The sequence below is a fragment of the Novosphingobium sp. KCTC 2891 genome, from assembly GCF_025938155.1.
In the GTDB taxonomy this organism is placed as follows: domain Bacteria; phylum Pseudomonadota; class Alphaproteobacteria; order Sphingomonadales; family Sphingomonadaceae; genus Novosphingobium.
Genome location: NZ_JAPCZG010000005.1, coordinates 80631 through 98715, shown reverse-complemented (window position 1 = coordinate 98715; position 18085 = coordinate 80631). Strand labels below are relative to the sequence as shown.

Here is an 18085-nt window from a genome sequence, read left to right as displayed (position 1 = left end):
CCCGGTCCGGTGCGGGGCATTTTTCCTGGCCCCAGGGGTCCGCTGCCGAATTGCATGACGGGCCCGATGCAAAAAGCGGCCCACAATGGGGCCGCTTCCGCTTGGTTACTTGCGAAGACCGAGCTTCTGGATCAGCGCGTTGTACCGGTCGACATCCTTCTTCTTCAGGTAGTCGAGCAGCGAACGGCGCTTGTTCACCATCATCAGCAGGCCACGGCGGGAATGGTTGTCCTTGTGGTGGCTCTTGAAGTGCTCGGTCAGCGTCTGAATGCGGCTGGTCAGGATTGCGACCTGGACTTCCGGCGAACCGGTGTCGCCCTCGGCGCGGGCATTGCCCTGAATGACTTCCTGCTTCTTTTCAGCGCTGATCGACATATTATTTACTCCGCGACATCCGGAAGGTTGAACCCCCGCACCACGGTCAGGCTTCCGCCTGAAAGCTCAACGAGCGCGACCGGCACAGTGCCGTTTCGCGCCCAGAAAAGCCCGTCGTTACAGGGCAATCCCGTTAGAACGCGGCCCTGTCGGACCGCCCTCGCCTGCTCGGGATCAAGGTCAAGAGCCGGGATGTCGACCAGCCCTGCCTCCAGCGGCAAGATTACGTGTTCAAGGGGCGCGCCTTTACCGACATCGTTGAGATTGTCCAGTGAAATCGCGTTTTCCAAGCCGAACGGCCCGGCGCGCAGGCGGCGCAGCATGGTGACGTGGCCGACGCTGCCCAGCGCGCGGGCGATATCCCGCGCGAGGCTGCGGATATAGGTGCCCTTCGACACGTGGGCGCGCAGGGTCGCGGATTCGAGCGCCTCGCCCGGTCCCTCGGTGCCTTCAAGGACAAGCGCATAGATCGTGACCGTGCGCGTGGGCATTTCCACGTCCTCTCCGGCGCGGGCGCGGTCATAGGCGCGCTGTCCGTCGATCATCAGTGCGGAATAGGCGGGCGGCACCTGTTCAATGGTGTCCTGAAAGGCACCTAACGCCGCCTGAAGGGCATCGAGCGAAGGCCGGACGTCGCTGACCGCAACCACCTTGCCCTCCAGATCGAGAGTGTCGGTCTCCTCGCCGAAGCGGACGGTGAAGGCGTATTCCTTGCTCGCGTCGAGCATCCGCCCGGCCAGCTTCGTCGCCTCGCCCACCGCGATCGGGAGCACCCCGGTGGCCAGCGGATCGAGCGTGCCGCCGTGCCCGACCTTGACCTTGCCGTAACCCGCCTGCCGCAGGTTGCGCTTGACCGCGGCGACGCCCTGCGTCGAGCCAAGCTCCAGCGGCTTGTCGAGAATGATCCAGCCATCGACCATGGTCAGATCGGCTCCGGTCCGGCGGCCCACGAAGCGACGTGCTGGTACTGCTCGATCATCCAGCCCACGGGCGGCAGGATCAGCCGGTCAACCAGATGCAGCCCCGGCACCAGCCACGGCAGCACGATGAAGACGAGCATGAACACCGGAATGCCATAGGGCTCGATGCGGTCGAGCACCCTGACCCCGCCCATCGGCAGCAGCCCGCGCAGGATGCGCGAACCGTCGAAGGGCGGCAGCGGGATCAGGTTGAACACGCCGAGGAAGACATTGAGCAGGATGAAGTTCTGGAGATTGTCCGCGATGAAGCGGACCCACAGGCCGGGCTCCACCCGCACGTCGATCAGACGCACCAGCAGCCCCAGCCCCAGCGCGGCGAGGAGCGCCAGCACGAAGTTCGAGACCGGTCCCGCCGCGCCGACGAACGCCATGTCGCGCTTGGGATTGTTGAGCCGCGCATAGTTCACCGGCACCGGCTTGGCCCAGCCGAACACGGGCAGGCCCATCAGCTTGAGCGCGCCGGGCAGCAGGATGGTGCCCACAGGATCGACATGGCGCAGCGGATTGAGGCTGAGCCGCCGCTGCTCCCACGCAGTCGGATCGCCGAGCAGACGCGCCGCCCAACCGTGCGCGACCTCGTGGAACACGATCGCGAAGATCAGCGGCAGGACGAGCGTGGCAACGTCGTAGATGGTGGCGTTCATGAGGTGCGGGCGCTCCATTCGCGGCGCAGGATGCTGAAGGACACCGTGTCACGCACATGGCCGTTCCAGGTTCGGCGTTCGTGGCGCAGCACGCCTTCGCGCACCGCGCCCAGCTTGAGCACGGCGGCCTGGCTGCGCGTGTTGCGCGCGTCCACCTTGAAGCCGACGCGCTCCAGCCCGCAGGCGAAGGCATGGCCGATCATCAGGTGCTTGAGGCGTGTGTTGAAGCCGGTGCCGCGCAAGGCGGGCACGATGTAGCTGTTGCCGATCTCGATCGACCAGCCCGGCTGCCCCTGTTCGATCCATGCGGTCATGCCGGCGACCGTGCCCTGGTGGCACACGGCATAGGCCCGGCGGCGCGGCGCACCGGCCAGCACGGCATCGAACTGCGGATCGAAATGCGCACCTTCCCACGACGTGGGATAGATCTCCCATATGTGGGCATCCTGAGCGCAGGCGGCGCGCAAGGCTTCGCGGTGCGCCTCGGCCAGCGGTTCGAGCGAGAGATCTCCGTCTGACAGGGGAACGTAGAGAGCCGCGTCGTTCACCGCATGGCCTCGCTGAAATGAGGGCGGCACAAGGCCACATAGCGGTCGTTGCCGCCGATCTCGGTCTGCGCCCCGGCCCGCACTGCTCCGCCTTCGGCATCGACACGCAGGTTCATCGTCGCCTTGCGTCCGCAGTGGCAGACGGCTTTCAACTCGGTCAGTGCATCCGCGATGCCGAGCAGTGCCGCTGCACCTTCGAACAGCTCGCCACGAAAATCGGTGCGCAGCCCATAGCACAGCACGGGAATGCCCGCTTCGTCGGCAAGCCGGGCGAGCTGCCACACTTGCGCTTTCGTCAGGAACTGCGCTTCGTCCACCAGCACGCAGGCCAGCGGCTGTACCGCGTGCGCCGCGCCGACTTTCGCCCACAGGTCGGTGTCGGCAGCGAAGCGGTGCGCGTCGGCCCCCAGCCCGATCCGGCTGGCGATTGCCGCTTCGGCCGCACGGTCGTCCACCGCGGCGGTCCACAGCATGGTCGCCATGCCGCGCTCGCGGTAGTTGAAGTCCGCCTGAAGCAGCGTGGTGGATTTGCCCGCGTTCATGCTGGCGTAGTAGAAATAGAGCTTGGCCATCGGTGGCGGCGGCCGGTCTCAGTCCTCTGCCAGATCGCGCGCCACGCGCGGATCGGACAGCAGCGCGTCGATCCGGCCTGCCACGTCGAAGCTCTCGTCCGCGAGGAACTTGACCTTCGCTGCGAACTTGAGCTTGAGCTTGCCCGCGACTTCCTTCTGGAAGAATGCGGTGTGGGTGCGCAGGGCTTTCAGGACGATGTCCTCGTCCTGGCCCAGCAGCGCCTTCACAAAGACGGTGGCGTGCCGCAGATCGGGCGACATCCGCACTTCGGTGACGGAGACGGTGTGTCCGGTAAGCACCTCGTCATGCACGACGGAGCGCGTGAGCAGATCGGAAATGACGTGACGCACCTGTTCGCCCACCTTCAGCAGGCGGACGGAACGGGCTTCGGGAGTGGTCTGTTGACGGGCCAATTTAACTCATCTTTGCAAGAATACGGGCAATCGAACGCACGTTGCGCGCGGTGCCGCGGCAGCCAAGGCGCCGCTCGATGAAAGCGCTGGTCAGGCGGCTGCCCGCGACCCCATCGACGAAATCGATATAGAGCGCCCGGTTCCCAATTGCGAGGGTTTCAGGTCCGCGCCCCGCATGGTCGGCGGCCAGCTTCTCGAACGCGGCCGGATCGGGCTGGCGTTCGAGGAACATGGTGTGGACGCGGTCGCCGGCGCCTTCGCCGGAAAAGGGGTTGCTTTCCACCGCCTCGGCAATCGCGGCCCGGTCGCGCACCGCCACGAAGCTGTCGATATCAAAACGGTCGCGCATCACATGCGCGAACAGGTCCTCCAATCCTTCGAGCGGGCGGTCGTCGTAATCGAACAGAAGGTTGCCGCTGGCGATCACCGTTTCCAGCCCTTCCAGCCCCTCGCGCTCGAACGCCCAGCGCAGATCGGCCATGGTCAGCCGGTTACCGCCGACGTTGATCGAGCCGAGCAGGGCGACATAGCGTGTCATGTATTCCCGTTCCTCGCCAAAATGCGCGTTCGCCCTACCAGATTCGCGCCAATCGCAAAGCGGTTCGGCTTGCGCCGTACCGGGCCTGCGACATTTGAGGACACTTTCCTGCGGACCCGGCGGCGTCCAGCATCGTTCTACCTCCGACAGTACAGTTCGGAGAATGATGATGAAGAAACTGACCGCCGCTTTCCTGGGCCTAGCCCTCGCCCTCCCCGCCGCGACGCCGGCGTTGGCGCGCAACGATCATCCGGGCAACCACGGCAATGATGTGCGCGGGGCGGCCCATGCCGACGTGCGCCCCGGTTCGCGCAACCACGGGGCGGACGTACGCGTGGCCGCGCACGCCAATCCGTTCCGCCAGGGGCAACGGTTCCACTCCAACCGCGCGCCGCATTACCGCGTGGTGGAATATCGCCGCTACCACCGCCTGAGCGCGCCGCCGCGCGGTTATCACTGGGTGCGATCGGGCGATGACGCGCTGCTGGTAAGCCTGCGCAGCGGGCTGGTGCGCTCGGTGGTGCGCGGCCTGTTCTGACCGCATGAGCGACAGGCCGAGCCGCCTGTCGACCAATGAAAAGGGGCGGCCTGCTGGTGCAGGTCGCCCCTCTTTCGTTGGCGTTGCCGCGACCCCTTACAGGGTGCGCTGGCGTTCCTCGACCTCGAACACTTCGAGGTGATCGCCCGGCTTGATGTCGTTCGTGTCCTGCAAGACCACGCCGCATTCCAGCCCGGCGCGCACTTCTGCGACGTCGTCCTTGAAACGGCGCAGCGAGTGGATGACCGTCTGCGAGACGATGACATCGTTGCGGGTAAGACGCGCGTTGATGCCCTTGCGGATGTAGCCCTCGACGACGAGCAGGCCGGCAGCCTTGTCCTTCTTGCCCGCGGGGAAGACTTCCTTGACCTCGGCACGGCCGACGACGGTTTCGATGCGCTCCGGACCCAGCTCGCCCGCCATTTCCGAACGGATGTCGTCGGTGAGCTGGTAGATCACGTCGAAGTACTTCATCCGCACCTTGTTGCGCTCGATCAGCTCGCGCGCCTTGGCGTTGGGACGGACGTTGAAGCCGACGATCGGCGCCCCGCTGGCCTGCGCCAGGGTCACGTCGCTTTCGGTGATCGCGCCCACGCCAGAGGTGAGGATGCGGACCTTGATCTCGTCGGTCGAGATGCGGTTGAGCGCGTTGACGATCGCTTCGGTCGAACCCTGCACGTCGGCCTTGATGACGATGGGGTATTCGATGACCGACTGCTTGGCGGCAAGCGCCGAGAACATGTTCTCGAGGCTGGCCGGCGCCGTCGTGGTGCGCTTGGCGGTGGCGAGCTCCTGGCGATAGGTCGCGACCTCGCGGGCGCGGGCCTCGTTCTCGACCACGGTGAGCGTGTCACCGGCCATCGGCACGCCGCCGATGCCGAGCACTTCGACCGGGAGCGACGGCGGCGCGGACTTCACCTGACGGCCCTTGTCGTCGAGCATGGCGCGAACGCGGCCCGACTGGGTGCCGACGACGAGAATGTCACCCACTTTGAGCGTGCCGCGGTTGACGAGGACGGTGGCCAGCGGCCCCTTGCCCTTGTCCAGCTTGGCCTCGATCACGGTCGCCTCGGCGGCGCGATCGGGGTTGGCGCGCAGGTCGAGCAGTTCGGCCTGGAGCAGGATCTTCTCGATCAGGTCGTCGAGCCCGGCGCCGGTCTTGGCGGAGACTTCCACGTCCTGAACCTCGCCCGACATCGCCTCGACGAGGATCTCGTGCTCGAGCAGGCGCTCGCGGATCTTCTGCGGGTTGAATTCCGGCTTGTCGGCCTTGGTGATCGCCACGATCATCGGCACGCCGGCGGCCTTGGTGTGGTTGATCGCCTCAATCGTCTGCGGCATCAGACCGTCGTCGCCCGCGACCACCAGAATGACGATGTCGGTGACGTTGGCACCGCGCATACGCATTTCGGTGAAGGCTTCGTGGCCCGGCGTATCGAGGAAGGTGATGAAGTCACCGCCCTTGGTCTTGATCTGGTAGGCGCCGATATGCTGCGTGATGCCGCCAGCTTCGCCGCGCACCACGTCGGTGCCGCGCAGCGCGTCGAGCAGCGAGGTCTTGCCGTGATCGACGTGGCCCATGATGGTCACGACCGGCGGGCGCGTCTTCAGCGTGCCCTCGGCGTCGACGTCGGCCGCGGTGTCGATATCGACATCGCTGTCGCTCACGCGCTGGATGTTATGGCCGAATTCGGTGACGAGCAGTTCGGCAGTGTCCTGGTCGATGGTCTGGTTGATGGTGACCATCATACCCATCTTGAACAGCGCCTTCACCAGGTCCGCGGCCTTTTCGGCCATGCGGTTGGCGAGATCCTGCACGGTGATCGCATCAGGCACGATCACATCGCGCACCTGCTTTTCGCGCGGCTGCGACTGGCCGGCGAAGTGGGCGCGCTTTTCCTTTTCACGCGCACGCTTCAGCGCGGCGAGCGAACGGGCGCGCGCGCCCTCGTCCTCGTTGAGCGCCTTGGTGACGGTCAGCTTGCCCGCCTGGCGGCGATCGCCGGCGTTCTTGTCGCGCGGGTTGTGCGCGGGCTTCTTGGCAGCCGGTTCCGGACGCTTGATCGGGGCAACGGGCGTGAAGCGGCGCGGCGCAGGCGCTGCCGGAGCGGCAGCGGGCTTGGCCTCCGCAGGCGCAGCAGCCTTGGCCTCGACCGGGGCTTCGGCGGACGCTTCGACCGGGGCGGCGGCCGGCTCTGCCTTGGGCGCTTCGGCGGCGGGTGCTGGCGCTTCTGCCACCGGTGCCGGTTCGGGCGCGGCCACAGGCTCGGGCGCTTTCGCTGCTTCAGCAGCCTTGCCAGCTTCCTGGGCTCGGTTTTCTTCGGCGCGGCGACGCTCTTCCTCGATCGCGCGCAGGCGGTCTTCCTGCTCGCGGCGGTTCGCGGCTTCGGTCGCGGCGAGGCGGGCTTCCTCGGCTTCGCGCAGCAGACGGGCCTGAAGCTCCTGACGCGTTTCGCGCGAAGCGGCGGGCGAGACCGGCGGCGGCGGCGGCGGAGTGGGACGCGCGACGGGAGCCGGCGGCGCGGCAGGGCGCGGCTCGGCCTGAGGTGCTTCGGCGGCAGGCGCGGTTTCGCCGGGACGCGGCATCAGCTTGCGTCGCTTGACCTCGACCACCACCTTGTTGGTGCGACCGTGGCTGAAGGTCTGCTTGACCTCTCCAGCCTCCACCGAGGTCTTCAGACCCAGCGGCCTACGGCCCAGTGTCGGCTTCTTGTCGCTATCGCTCATCGAACTTATTCGCCCTTCGTATCAATATCGTCGTTCGCGGCCTCACCGGAATCCGGTTCGACAGCGGCATCGGTCTCGTGCCCGAGAAAACGCATCAGGCGCCGAAGCGGGCCAGCGACTCGCTCTGTCGCGGCGGCATCGGTAATGCCCAGGTGAACGACGTTGTCGCGGCCCAATGCCACAGACAGCGCCGCACGGTCCAGCGGCAAGATGACGCCTTTCAGCCCGGAGCCTTCGGCTTGCTCGCCCACGCGCCAGGCCTGTGCGAGCTTGTTCGGTCCATCGCTGCCCGCATCCGACGCGTGCGCCAGAAAGCGGACCGCGCCCGAGCGGCAGCCCTGCGCGATTTTCTCTGTACCGAGCAATATGTTGCCGGCGCGCAGTTCGATGCCGAGGCGATCGGTAAGCGCGCGGACCAGCCCGGATTCGGTTCGCTGGCCGAGGTCTTCGGGAATGGTCAGGGGCGCGCCCTTGAATGCGCGCGCCAATGCACCCTTAAGTTTGCCATTGGCAGCCGCCTTTTCAAGGTCGGCGCGCGAAATACCGATCCACGCACCGCGCCCCGGCGCACGCGCCAGCGGATCGGGCAGGACCAGTCCTTCGGGAGAAATGGCAAGGCGCACGAGATCGTCCCGGTCGCCATGACGACCGGTGAGGATGCACTTGCGCTCCGGCGGGGTTTCCCCCGCCGCGCGTGTCTTCGGCCTTGCGGCGCTTAGCGGCTCATTGCGAGGATTCCGCATGGGCGGCCTCCTCGGCTTGCGGTTCGTCGTCGAACCAGTGCGCGCGGGCGGCCATGATGATCTCGTTACCCTGCTCTTCGTTCAGGCCGTATTCGCCAAGAACACCGCCCTTGTCTTCCTGACGCTCGCTACGTTCGCTGCGTTCGCGGCGATTGTCCGGGCTGTTGTTGTTGCGGCGGCGCTGTTCGCTACCGCGCTTCTTGGCGATGAGTTCGTCGGTCGCGAGATCGGCGAGATCGTCGAGAGTCTTGATGCCGGCCTTGCCGAGCGTGACGAGCATCGCTTCGGTGATGTGCGGCAGTTCGGCGAGCGCATCTTCGACCCCGAGCGCACGGCGCTGTTCGCGCTGCCCTTCTTCGCGGCGTTCGAGCGCTTCGGTGGCGCGGCTCTGGAGTTCCTCGGCCAGCTCCTCGTCGAAGCCTTCGATCGCGGCCAGTTCGGCCACGTCGATGTAGGCGACTTCTTCCATCTCGCTGAAGCCTTCGGCGACCAGCAGCTGCGACAGGGTCTCGTCGACGTCGAGTTCTTCCTCGAACATCTTCGAGCGCTCGGAGAATTCCTTCTGGCGCTTCTCCGAAGCCTCGGCCTCGGTCATGATGTCGATGGCGGAACCGGTCAGCGACGAGGCAAGGCGCACGTTCTGGCCGCGACGGCCGATCGCGAGCGACAGCTGGTCATCGGGCACGACCACTTCGATGCGGCTTTCTTCCTCATCGATCACGACGCGGCTGACAGTCGCCGGCTGAAGCGCGTTGACCACGAACGTCGCGGTGTCCTCGCTCCACGGGATGATGTCGATCTTTTCGCCCTGAAGCTCCTGCACCACGGCCTGGACACGGCTGCCCTTCATGCCGACGCAGGCGCCGACGGGGTCGATCGAGCCGTCGCGGCTGATGACGCCGATCTTGGCGCGGCTGCCCGGATCGCGAGCGGCGGCCTTGATCTCGATGATGCCGTCGTAGATTTCGGGCACTTCCTGCGCGAAGAGCTTCTTCATGAAGTCCGGGTGCGCACGGCTGAGGAAAATCTGCGGACCGCGGTTCTGGCGCTCCACCTTCATGATCAGCGCGCGAACGCGCTCACCCACGCGGGGCACTTCGCGGGGGATCTGCTGGTCGCGGCGGATGACGCCTTCGGCGCGGCCGAGGTTGACGATCACGTGGCCGAATTCGACCGACTTGATCACGCCGGTGATGACTTCGCCGGCGCGGTCCTTGAACTCTTCGTACTGACGGTCACGCTCTGCGTCGCGGACCTTCTGGAAGATGACCTGCTTGGCCGACTGCGCGTCGATGCGACCGAGATCGACCGGGGGCAGCGGATCGACGATGAAGTCGCCGATCTTGGCGTCCTTCTGCAGCTTTTCAGCCTGCTTGAGATCGACCTGCTTGAAGTAGTCCTCGACGTGCTCGACCACTTCGACCACGCGCCACAGGCGAAGATCGCCGGTGCGCGGATCGAGCTTGGCGCGAATGTCGTTTTCGGCGCCATAACGGTTGCGCGCCGACTTCTGGATCGCTTCCTCCATCGCCTCGATGACGATCGACTTGTCGATCATCTTCTCCGCGGCCACCGAGTTGGCGATCGCGAGCAGTTCGGCGCGGTTGGCGGAAATCGCACTGGCCATGGGTCAGTCTTCCTGTTCTTCGAGGTTCTCGTCCGCGCCGCCAACAACTTCTTCTTCTGCACCGGAAGTGTCGAGCGGCCGGGAAGCGGCGATGAGCTTGTCCGTAAGGATCAGCTTGGCGTTGGCAACAAGGGCGAACGGCACGTGGTAGACGGTGCCGTCATCCTCGATGGAAATGGTCTGGGTTTCGGCATCGAAGCCAATGAGATCACCGCGGAAGCGCTTGCGGTTGTCCAGCAGTTCGGTCAGCTCGATCCGCGTTTCGTGGCCGGTCCACGCCGCGAAATCCTTCGGGCGGGTCAGAGGACGATCGATGCCGGGCGAGCTGACTTCAAGCCGGTAGGCCTCCTCGATCAGCACGTCGCCGGCTTCCTCGAGCGCGTCGAAGGCATCGGAAACGCGGCGCGAGAGCGCGGCGCAATCCTCGATCACCAACTGGCCGGTAGCGGGGCGCTCGGCCATGATCTGGAGCGTATGCTCCTCGTCGCCGATCTCGCCGCCCTTGAAATAGCGGACGCGCACGAGATCGAAGCCAAGGGCCTTTGCCTCCGGCTCTACAACCTCGATGATCCGCGCAATATCCGTCATGCAATCTCCACAGCACCGGCAGGAAAGGCAAAGGGGTTTGGTGCCGGCCCCTTTCGGCGCCAGCCCTGACTTTGCCTTCACAATGTCGGGATGAGCGGCAAATACGCACACCCTCCCGAAATTGCAAGCGGAAAGCCGGGGCCAGGGAGCCGCCGGATTGCTCCGGAAACGGCGGCGATCCTGACCCACGCACCGCCGCCTGTCGAAAAGGGGGAAACGACCGGCTCCCTGCCCGCCTCCGCGCCGTGCAGTGCCGATTCCGGCGCCGCGCCCCGCGTTGGAGGGGTGTGAAAATTGCTCTACCAAAGCATCGGTGAATATCGCCAATATTTAGCATTCATCCATCGTTCACGGGAAGGATGCGGCCGGTCAAAGCGCGAAAATGCGCCATTCCGCCGGTTTGGCACGGGTTCTGCAAAGCTGGGTGCATCGGGCCGGACACCTGGTTCGGCCAAAGCATCGCAACCCGAAAGGATCTCGACATGACTGCCATCCGCAATCTTTCCGCCCACATCGTCAGCGCCGCCGCCGCGCTCGCGCTCTCGGCCCTGATGATCTCCGGCACGGTTTCGGTGCCCCAGTCGCAGCTGCCCACCTCGGTCGCCACCAGCGTGGAGTACGTCGCATGAGCGAACTGCGCTTTGAAGAATCGTCGGTGCGCCCGATCGAGAGCCCCCGTCGCGGTTTCCGCCTCAACAAGCAGCGCGGCAAGATCATGGGCGTGTCCGCCGGCATCGCCGACTATTTCGACATCGACGTCACGTTCGTCCGCGTCGCCTGGATCGCCGGAACGCTGATCGGCTTCGGATCGCTGATCCTGATCTACCTGGCCATCGGCCTGATCGCCGACTGATCTGGAGCCGGGTTGCGCGCCGCCCCTCCCCCATGTCCGGGGAGGGGCAAGCCGCCCACCCGGAGCGCTTCAGACCGAGCGCGTCTTGGCGAAAGGCGAGAAATCGGTGTCGGTATCGAACACGTCCACACCTTCGCGCCGCTTGAGGAAACCGACCACGGCATAGGTCGCGGGCGTCAGCAGCACTTCCCACGCCACTTTCATCGCCCAGTTGGTGACCATCACCGTCAGCACCGCCTGCGTCGTCCAGGTGCCGAGGAAAGCGACGGGATAGAAGATCGCGCTGTCCACGGCCTGCCCGAAAATCGTCGAGCCGATCGTGCGGGTCCACAGATGCTTGCCGTTGGTGAGCACTTTCATCCGGGCGAGCACGAAGGAATTGACGAACTCGCCCGCCCAGAACGCGGCGATCGAGGCGAGCACGATCCGCCAGGTGCTGCCGAACACCGAGACATAGGTGGTCTGGCACACCGTTCCCGCCGACGTTTTTGCCACCAGATCGGCGAACAGCGGATCGCCGCTGGAGGCACAGCCCCAATCGGGCGACGGCGGCATGGCGACGACCACGAAGCTCATCACCGCCATGAACAGCATCGCGAAGAAGCCCATCCACACGCAGCGCCGCGCGTTGGCGTAGCCGTAGACCTCGGTCAGCACGTCTCCCAGCACATAGGACACCGGGAAAAACAGGATGCCCGCGCCGAAGGTTATTCCGTCCAGCGTGGCCAGCTTGGCCGCCCCGATCAGGTTCGACAGCAGCAGGATCGCGACAAATGCCGCCATCATGTAGTCGAAATAGCGGAAGTGGCGCCGCGCGCCGGCCGAACCGCCGATTCGCGCGAGGTGGGTGAGATCGGATTGGGGATCGCTCATGGACTTGCTTGCTAACGCGGTTTGCAGCGCGCGCAAAGCGTGCTTAAGGGAACGCCGGCGCGCGCCCTTAGCTCAGCTGGATAGAGCGCGAGACTTCTAATCTTGAGGCCACAGGTTCGATTCCTGTAGGGCGCGCCAATCACCTCGCCGGGGATGGGCTTTCGGCCGCCTCGCCTTCACAAGCCCCGCTTCAGAAGCGCGGTTGGGGATAGCGATCCACCGCATTGCGAGCCGAAGCCGTGGCGACCGGATTGGTCGGGCTGGTGCGCGCGGCCAGGGCGGCGAGTTCGGCCAGCGCATCACGGCGCACGGCACGCGGCGCGATATTGTTTTCGGGGCGCAGCGAGGCCGATTCCTGAGCATCCGCCCCCGCTTCCCCACTGTCCTGCGGAGCAACGATTTCGGGTGCAAGCGACGGTACCGTCAGCGCTGCCACGGGCGCGGCGGCAGCCTGCGCGGCGTGAACGACCGGGGCGGAAGCGGGTGCTGCCGGGCGCGGGGCGAGGTCGACGCGCGGCTGCGCGGCGCTGGGCGCGGCGCGGTATTCCGGCGCGACATTTTCCATATAGTCCCACGCCGACGCAGGGCGGCGCATCTCCGCCTCGATATCGGTGGTGTGGCTGGGCACCGGCGTCGTACGCAGGCCAGCGCGGTGCGCCTGAGAGACCGGAAGCGCCATGGGCGCAGCAACGGGCGCTGCCGGAGCGGCGGCAGGAGTCATGGCGGGTATCGGCACGAGTGCGGACGCGAGCGGGGCGTGGGCCTGAAGGCGCGGCGAAGTGCCAAGCGGCGCAGCAAGCGCGGCAGGCGCAGGCGCGTCGGTGCGTCGGTGCGCCTGCGCGATCAGCGCCGCCTCGGGGCGGAGGGCGTCACCAAGCGCGGGACCACGGCCGGGCGCGAATGACGGCGCGGGCGACGGCTGAACGATGTGGGCCATCGCTGCGGGCGCCGCGTGAGTGACCATCGGGGCAGCCGTGTTCGCGCGGCCAAATGCCGGATGAGGCATCGTGCGGGCGGTCAGCGCGGATGGCAGGGTGCCGGGCGAACGGTCTTCCTCGACTGCCGATACCGCGCGTTCGGCGGCGTCGACACGGAACAGCAGGCCTGCGCCCACCAGAACCGATGCAAAACGCATCAGGTGCATTGCCATGCGCCGGCCACGACGCCCGCCCGTCTTCTGCGGGGCGGTAACGGCTGCGCCGATCTGGAAAGTGTCGCTGCTAGTCACGCCTGTTCCCCCGCCTGATCTGCCCAAATCTACGCAAAGATCCCTAGGCTGGCAATGGTCCGGTCCTTGAGGCGACTTGATGACAACAACGTGTCACAAGCACCGGTTCGGTTTCAATACGCATGAATTCGCGACGGGCCCTCTCAGTGCCGCCCGGCGAAGATGCGCACGAACTGCCGCATATCGCCCACGGACATCTGCGGATCGAGCAGGTGCTGCATGGCAAGGCCGAGCTGGAAGCAGCCGAGAGCGGTCGCCGCCACCACCGGATCGATGCCGGGCATGATCGTGCCGTCTTCCATTCCTTCGCGGACGAAGGCGGCGAGACGGAGCTTCACCGCTTCATGCTGTTCGAGGAAATAGTGCGACTGCGGCAGGACATTGCCGAGAGCACCGGCGAGCAGCACAAAGTAAGCATTGGCGAGCCGATCGTCCTCCAGGCGCAGCACGAACACGTCGACGAAATCGACCAGCTTCTGCCGGCCGGTGCGCGCCTCCTTGAGCCGGTCGGCGTAGGCTTCTTCGAGACGGGAACCGAGAAACTCGATCATCGCGGCCACCAGCCCGTCCTTCGACCCGAAGCGCAGCGTGACGAGGCCGCGACTGTAGCCCGCGCGCTCGCTGATCCTGTCGAAGGTTGCGCCGTTGTAGCCGTGTTCGAGGATGACCTCCGCGGCGGCGACGAGCAGGCCCTGCTCGGATTGCTGGCGGCGCTCCGCCTGCGTTCTGCGCGTCTTCACATTTCCCCCGTCGTATTTTTAACTTGCTGGTTGACCATATACTAAGTTTGCATCATTGTCAGGTCAAACCATGGGAGTGGAAAAATGTCGATCAGCAAGGAAATTGCCAACACCATTGTCGATCCCCGCGCCTACGCCAACCTCGCGCGGATCGATGCGGCCTTCACCACGCTGCGCAAGGACGCGCCGTTCGAGGTGGCCGAAGCCGATGGCTTCGATCCGTTCTGGGTCGCCACCCGCCACGCCGATGTGCTTGAGATCGAGAAGCGCGCCGACGTTTTCCTGAACGGCGCCGGATCGGCCACGCTGGCGGACAAGGCCGCCAACGCCTTTGTCCACGCGGTGACGGGCGAGCCGAACCTGGTCCGCTCGCTCGTCCAGATCGACGGCAAGGAGCACAAGGACCTTCGCGCCATCACCTTCCCCGCGTTCACGCCCAAGGCACTGAAGGCGCTGGAAGAGCAGATCCGGGGCATTGCGCGCGAGTTCGTCGATGCGATGATCGCCAAGGCGCCGGAATGCGATTTCGCCCGCGACGTCGCCTTCCTCTACCCGCTGCGCGTGGTGATGAAGGTGCTGGGCGTGCCGGAAGAGCACGAGCCTTTCATGCTCAAGCTGACGCAGGAACTGTTCGGGCCGAACGATCCGGACATGAACCGAACCGGCAAGGAAGTGACCGGCGAAGAGGCCATGAACCTGCTCCAGCAGACCATGCTGGATCTGGAAGCCTACTTCGGCGAAGTGACCAAGACCTTCCGCACCAAGCCGGAAAGCTGCATCAACAGCCTGATCGCCAATGCCAAGATCGATGGCGAATACCTGACCCATCGCCAGATGATGGGCTATTACATCATTGCCGCGACGGCCGGCCATGACACCACCGCCAACACCACCGGCGCGGCGATGTGGGCGCTGGCACAGAACCCCGAGGTCCTGCGCCAGCTCAAGGAAGATCCGTCAGCAATGACCGGCTTCGTCGAGGAGACGATCCGCTGGGCCTCGCCGGTCAAGCACTTCATGCGCACCGCGATCGCCGACGCCGAAGTCGCCGGCCAACAGGTGAAGAAGGGCGATTGGGTCATGCTGTCCTACCACAGCGCCAACCGCGACGAGGACGTGTTCGACGATCCGTTCGCGTTCAAGATCGACCGCCCGATCCACAAGCACGTCGCCTTCGGCTCGGGTCCGCACGTGTGTCTTGGCCAGCATCTGGCGCGCATGGAAATGCGTATCCTTTGGGAAGAACTGCTGCCGCGCCTTTCCGAAGTGAGCCTGGCGGGCGAGCCCAAGCTGACCCAGTCGACCTTCGTGTGCGGTCCCAAGACCGTGCCGATCCGCTTCACGGTCGCCTGAGCGAAGGAGCGCGACGATGTCCGAGCGCCCATATCGCAAGTACCGCTGCCGCTTCTGCAACTTCGTCTATGACGAGGAACTGGGCCTGCCCGAAGAGGGCATTGCCCCGGGGACGCGGTGGGAAGACGTGCCGGAGGACTACTATTGCCCGCAATGCGGCGTGGGCAAGGAAGACTACGACATGGAAGAAATCTGACGGAGCCACCGGCGCGGACCTCTCCCCGCGCCGGGGCACCTTGCTGCCATGGGCCGACCGGGATTCCGGTCGGTCTTTTTTTGATGATGGGTTGCCCCCTTACCCCTTGCCGAGCAGCGCGGCGTTGTCCTGGCCGATGGTCGGCGCGGGGCCGGTTTCGGGCAGGCCGACCGAGAACGTGACCGGCGCGCGCATGTGGAGGTAGCCGCCTTCGGTGGGATGCTCGCGCTGCTGGAAGAAGCCGACGGCTTCGAGATGCGGGTCGGCGGTCATGTCCTCCAGATCGCGGACCGGCATCGCCGGAATCTGCGCCTCGGCAAAAATGTCGCACCATTCGGCGGTGGTCTTCGCGGGCGTGCGCTTGCCCACTTCGGCGTAGAACGCCGTCATGTTCGTCAGCCGCGCCATCGGCGTCGAAAAGCGGTCGTCCGCCAGCACGTCGTCCGCGCCCATGACCTTCGCCAGCAGCACGGTCGTCTCGTCGGTGTAGGGCACGATGCTGATCCACCCATCGGCCGTGGGGAAAGGCTGGCGTTCGGGATCGATCTGGCGCGGATAGCCGGCAGGATAGGTCTGCGGCACGAACGTCTTGCCGTAGAGATGTTCGAGCATCATGAAATGGGTGAAGGCTTCGAACATCGGCACTTCGACGAACTGTCCTTCGCCGGTGCGCAGGCGGTGGATGATCGCGGCCAGGGTGGCATAGGCGCCGTGCAGGCCCGCAACCTTGTCCGCGATCAGCGAGGGCAGGAAGCGCGGGCGCGGGTTGCCGTCCGCACGCGGCAGCAGCGTGGCGGTGCCGGTGGCGGCCTGGATCACGTCATCATAGGCCTGGAGATCGCGGTACGGCCCGTCCGAGCCGAAGCCGACGCAGTGAACATAGACGATGTCAGGCTTGATCGCCTTCACCGCCTCATACCCGAAACCGAGCCGCTCGATGCCCTTCAGCCGCACGTTGTGGATGAACACGTCGGCATCGGCGAGGAGCTTTTCCAGCCCCGCCTTGCCTTCCGGGCTCTTCAGGTCGAGTGCGACCGAGCTTTTGCCCTTGTTGAGGTTCATGTGGCAGGCGCCCATGCCCATGGTCGCGGCGGGCTTGCCGGCATAGCGGAACAGATCGCCGGTAGGGCTTTCGACCTTGATCACTTCCGCGCCGAGATCGGCCAGCGTCTCGGTCGCATAGGGACCGAACACGATCGAGGTAAGATCGACGACACGCATCCCTTCGAGCAGCCTGGGTCCGGCCATGAAATGTCCTCGCTTTTGCGGTTTGCAGGATTAATCGATCGATTAAACGCTCCGCACGGCGGTGGCAATCGGCTTTGTGGTTTGCCCACAGCCACGATTCCCACACCGAGCAACACTTTCTCACGATTGCGCACAGCGCCGGAAAAGCCGGAAACATCACATCGCGGATACCCCAACCGACCCGGAGTGCCCCGCGATGATTCTCTCTGCCCTGCTGCTTGCCCTTTCCAGCCCTGCCCTGCCTGCCGATGCCGGCGCGCTGGCCTGCAACCCGAGCGGCCCGCGCCCGCAGCATTGCGGTAGCGGTCTTGCAGACCAGAGCGCTCCCGCAGCCGGCAAGCGCGTCGCCGATGCCCCGCGCCAGTTCTGCCATCCCGATCCCAGCAAGAACCGTGGCTGCACCCGCGAGCACCCCCATGCAGACGCCCTTGCCCTGCGCGCGCAAGCAGCCCAGAGCGACGCCGCCCGCCGCTGATTGGACAAAACGTGGTCATCCCGATTGATGGATGACCACGTGCTACCTATCAATCGTCCTGACTGTTCCTTCCGACCTGCTGGAGACCCATGCTCGCCCCATCGATCGTGCTTGTCGAGGACGACGGCCCCCTGCGCACCCTGACGGCCCGGGCGCTGCGCGAGCACGGCTATGTCGTGCGCACCGCCGCCACCGGCGCCGAGATGTGGGTGGCGCTGGAAAGCGAGCCGGCGGACCTGGTGGTGCTGGACATCATGCTGCCGGGCACCAGCGGTATCGAGCTGTTCCGCCGACTGCGCCGCCAGAGCGACGTGCCGATCATTTTCGTTTCCGCGCGCGGGAGCGAGGAAGATCGCGTGCTGGGGCTGGAACTGGGCGCGGACGACTACCTCGCCAAGCCGTTCAGCTCGCGCGAGCTGGTCGCGCGCATCGGCGCGGTGCTGCGCCGGACCGAAAGCAACGGCAACGCTGACGAAAACGCGGAAGCCGCAGGCAAGCGCGGCAGCGAAATCCGCTTCGACGGCTGGACGCTTTCGATGGCCCGGCGCGAACTGCATTCGCCGACCGGAGCGATGGTCGACCTGACAGGCGCGGAGTTCGATCTTCTGGCGACGTTCGTGGGCCAGCCCCAGCGCGTGCTGGGCCGTGAACGCCTGATCGAACTTTCGCGCACCCGGCTTGGCGACAGTTCGGATCGCAGCGTGGACGTGCTGGTCAGCCGCCTGCGTCGCAAGCTGGCCTCGGCAGGCGGCAGCGCGCCGATCATCACGGTGCGCGGTGTCGGTTATATGTTCAAGTCCGAGATCGAACGCGCGTGATGGCGCG

22 protein-coding genes and 1 tRNA gene are annotated in these 18085 nt (G+C 65.7%); 8 read left to right on the top strand and 15 right to left on the bottom strand.

Going from position 1 to position 18085, the window contains the following annotated elements; genetic code table 11:
- Positions 1 to 105: 105 nt before the first annotated feature.
- From rpsO to OLX02_RS11435, 7 genes are read right to left on the bottom strand one after another with little or no spacing between them, the layout of a single operon-like run.
- Complete coding sequence (rpsO, locus tag OLX02_RS11465) at positions 106 to 375, bottom strand: 30S ribosomal protein S15 (RefSeq protein WP_264422943.1); 270 nt, start codon at positions 373 to 375, stop codon at positions 106 to 108.
- Between the two features lie 5 nt (positions 376 to 380).
- Complete coding sequence (gene truB / locus OLX02_RS11460) at positions 381 to 1295, bottom strand: tRNA pseudouridine(55) synthase TruB (protein WP_264423272.1); 915 nt, start codon at positions 1293 to 1295, stop codon at positions 381 to 383.
- A gap of 2 nt (positions 1296 to 1297) precedes the next feature.
- The gene (locus tag OLX02_RS11455; protein WP_264422940.1) at positions 1298 to 1999 is read right to left on the bottom strand and encodes a site-2 protease family protein; all 702 of its coding nucleotides are present in this window, start codon (positions 1997 to 1999) and stop codon (positions 1298 to 1300) included.
- The gene (locus OLX02_RS11450; RefSeq protein ID WP_264422938.1) at positions 1996 to 2547 is read right to left on the bottom strand and encodes a GNAT family N-acetyltransferase; all 552 of its coding nucleotides are present in this window, start codon (positions 2545 to 2547) and stop codon (positions 1996 to 1998) included. The genes OLX02_RS11455 and OLX02_RS11450 overlap by 4 nt, the downstream gene beginning before the upstream one ends.
- On the bottom strand, positions 2544 to 3119 hold the full coding sequence (locus OLX02_RS11445) for a thymidine kinase (RefSeq protein ID WP_264422937.1): 576 nt from the start codon (positions 3117 to 3119) through the stop codon (positions 2544 to 2546). The genes OLX02_RS11450 and OLX02_RS11445 overlap by 4 nt, the downstream gene beginning before the upstream one ends.
- An 18-nt stretch (positions 3120 to 3137) precedes the next feature.
- Complete coding sequence (rbfA, locus tag OLX02_RS11440; RefSeq protein WP_264422935.1) at positions 3138 to 3533, bottom strand: 30S ribosome-binding factor RbfA; 396 nt, start codon at positions 3531 to 3533, stop codon at positions 3138 to 3140.
- A gap of 1 nt (position 3534) precedes the next feature.
- A complete protein-coding gene (locus OLX02_RS11435) occupies positions 3535 to 4071 on the bottom strand; it encodes a DUF1697 domain-containing protein (protein ID WP_264422933.1) in 537 nt (178 codons plus the stop codon).
- Positions 4072 to 4240: 169 nt separating this feature from the next.
- Between OLX02_RS11435 and OLX02_RS11430 the strand changes: the two genes are divergently transcribed.
- The gene (locus OLX02_RS11430) at positions 4241 to 4609 is read left to right on the top strand and encodes an RcnB family protein (RefSeq protein WP_264422931.1); all 369 of its coding nucleotides are present in this window, start codon (positions 4241 to 4243) and stop codon (positions 4607 to 4609) included.
- A gap of 96 nt (positions 4610 to 4705) precedes the next feature.
- Here OLX02_RS11430 and infB read toward each other — a convergent pair whose 3' ends face one another.
- From infB to rimP, 4 genes are read right to left on the bottom strand one after another with little or no spacing between them, the layout of a single operon-like run.
- Complete coding sequence (gene infB, locus OLX02_RS11425) at positions 4706 to 7336, bottom strand: translation initiation factor IF-2 (RefSeq protein WP_264422928.1); 2631 nt, start codon at positions 7334 to 7336, stop codon at positions 4706 to 4708.
- Positions 7337 to 7341: 5 nt separating this feature from the next.
- The gene (locus tag OLX02_RS11420) at positions 7342 to 8079 is read right to left on the bottom strand and encodes a DUF448 domain-containing protein (protein ID WP_264422926.1); all 738 of its coding nucleotides are present in this window, start codon (positions 8077 to 8079) and stop codon (positions 7342 to 7344) included.
- On the bottom strand, positions 8060 to 9706 hold the full coding sequence (nusA, locus tag OLX02_RS11415; RefSeq protein WP_264422923.1) for a transcription termination factor NusA: 1647 nt from the start codon (positions 9704 to 9706) through the stop codon (positions 8060 to 8062). The genes OLX02_RS11420 and nusA overlap by 20 nt, the downstream gene beginning before the upstream one ends.
- A gap of 3 nt (positions 9707 to 9709) precedes the next feature.
- The gene (gene rimP, locus OLX02_RS11410) at positions 9710 to 10294 is read right to left on the bottom strand and encodes a ribosome maturation protein RimP (RefSeq protein ID WP_264422921.1); all 585 of its coding nucleotides are present in this window, start codon (positions 10292 to 10294) and stop codon (positions 9710 to 9712) included.
- Between the two features lie 482 nt (positions 10295 to 10776).
- On the opposite strand from rimP, the gene OLX02_RS11405 reads away from it, so the two are divergent.
- Complete coding sequence (locus OLX02_RS11405) at positions 10777 to 10923, top strand: hypothetical protein (RefSeq protein WP_264422919.1); 147 nt, start codon at positions 10777 to 10779, stop codon at positions 10921 to 10923.
- Positions 10920 to 11147: a PspC domain-containing protein gene (locus OLX02_RS11400; protein WP_264422917.1), complete on the top strand. Its 228-nt coding sequence runs from the start codon at positions 10920 to 10922 to the stop codon at positions 11145 to 11147. Before OLX02_RS11405 ends, OLX02_RS11400 begins: the two co-directional genes overlap by 4 nt.
- 69 nt (positions 11148 to 11216) lie before the next feature.
- On the opposite strand, the gene OLX02_RS11395 is transcribed toward OLX02_RS11400, so the two are convergent.
- The gene (locus OLX02_RS11395; protein ID WP_264422915.1) at positions 11217 to 12020 is read right to left on the bottom strand and encodes a queuosine precursor transporter; all 804 of its coding nucleotides are present in this window, start codon (positions 12018 to 12020) and stop codon (positions 11217 to 11219) included.
- 61 nt (positions 12021 to 12081) lie between these two features.
- Here OLX02_RS11395 and OLX02_RS11390 point away from each other — a divergent pair.
- Positions 12082 to 12158, top strand: a tRNA-Arg gene (locus OLX02_RS11390).
- 52 nt (positions 12159 to 12210) lie between these two features.
- Here the strand turns inward: OLX02_RS11390 and OLX02_RS11385 are convergent.
- A complete protein-coding gene (locus OLX02_RS11385; protein WP_264422913.1) occupies positions 12211 to 13248 on the bottom strand; it encodes a hypothetical protein in 1038 nt (345 codons plus the stop codon).
- Between the two features lie 143 nt (positions 13249 to 13391).
- The gene (locus OLX02_RS11380) at positions 13392 to 13988 is read right to left on the bottom strand and encodes a TetR/AcrR family transcriptional regulator (protein WP_264422911.1); all 597 of its coding nucleotides are present in this window, start codon (positions 13986 to 13988) and stop codon (positions 13392 to 13394) included.
- Between the two features lie 84 nt (positions 13989 to 14072).
- Between OLX02_RS11380 and OLX02_RS11375 the strand changes: the two genes are divergently transcribed.
- Positions 14073 to 15341, top strand: coding sequence for a cytochrome P450 (locus tag OLX02_RS11375; protein ID WP_264422908.1), 1269 nt, complete (start codon positions 14073 to 14075; stop codon positions 15339 to 15341).
- 16 nt (positions 15342 to 15357) lie between these two features.
- A complete protein-coding gene (locus OLX02_RS11370; protein WP_264422907.1) occupies positions 15358 to 15537 on the top strand; it encodes a rubredoxin in 180 nt (59 codons plus the stop codon).
- 99 nt (positions 15538 to 15636) lie between these two features.
- Here OLX02_RS11370 and OLX02_RS11365 read toward each other — a convergent pair whose 3' ends face one another.
- Positions 15637 to 16785, bottom strand: coding sequence for a CaiB/BaiF CoA transferase family protein (locus OLX02_RS11365; protein ID WP_264422905.1), 1149 nt, complete (start codon positions 16783 to 16785; stop codon positions 15637 to 15639).
- A 196-nt stretch (positions 16786 to 16981) separates the two neighbouring features.
- Here OLX02_RS11365 and OLX02_RS11360 point away from each other — a divergent pair, with 196 nt between their 5' ends.
- Positions 16982 to 17260 carry a hypothetical protein gene (locus OLX02_RS11360; protein WP_264422904.1) on the top strand — a complete coding sequence of 93 codons (279 nt, stop codon included), beginning with the start codon at positions 16982 to 16984 and terminating at the stop codon, positions 17258 to 17260.
- An 89-nt stretch (positions 17261 to 17349) separates the two neighbouring features.
- Complete coding sequence (locus OLX02_RS11355) at positions 17350 to 18078, top strand: response regulator transcription factor (protein WP_264422902.1); 729 nt, start codon at positions 17350 to 17352, stop codon at positions 18076 to 18078.
- Positions 18079 to 18085: the final 7 nt, after the last annotated feature.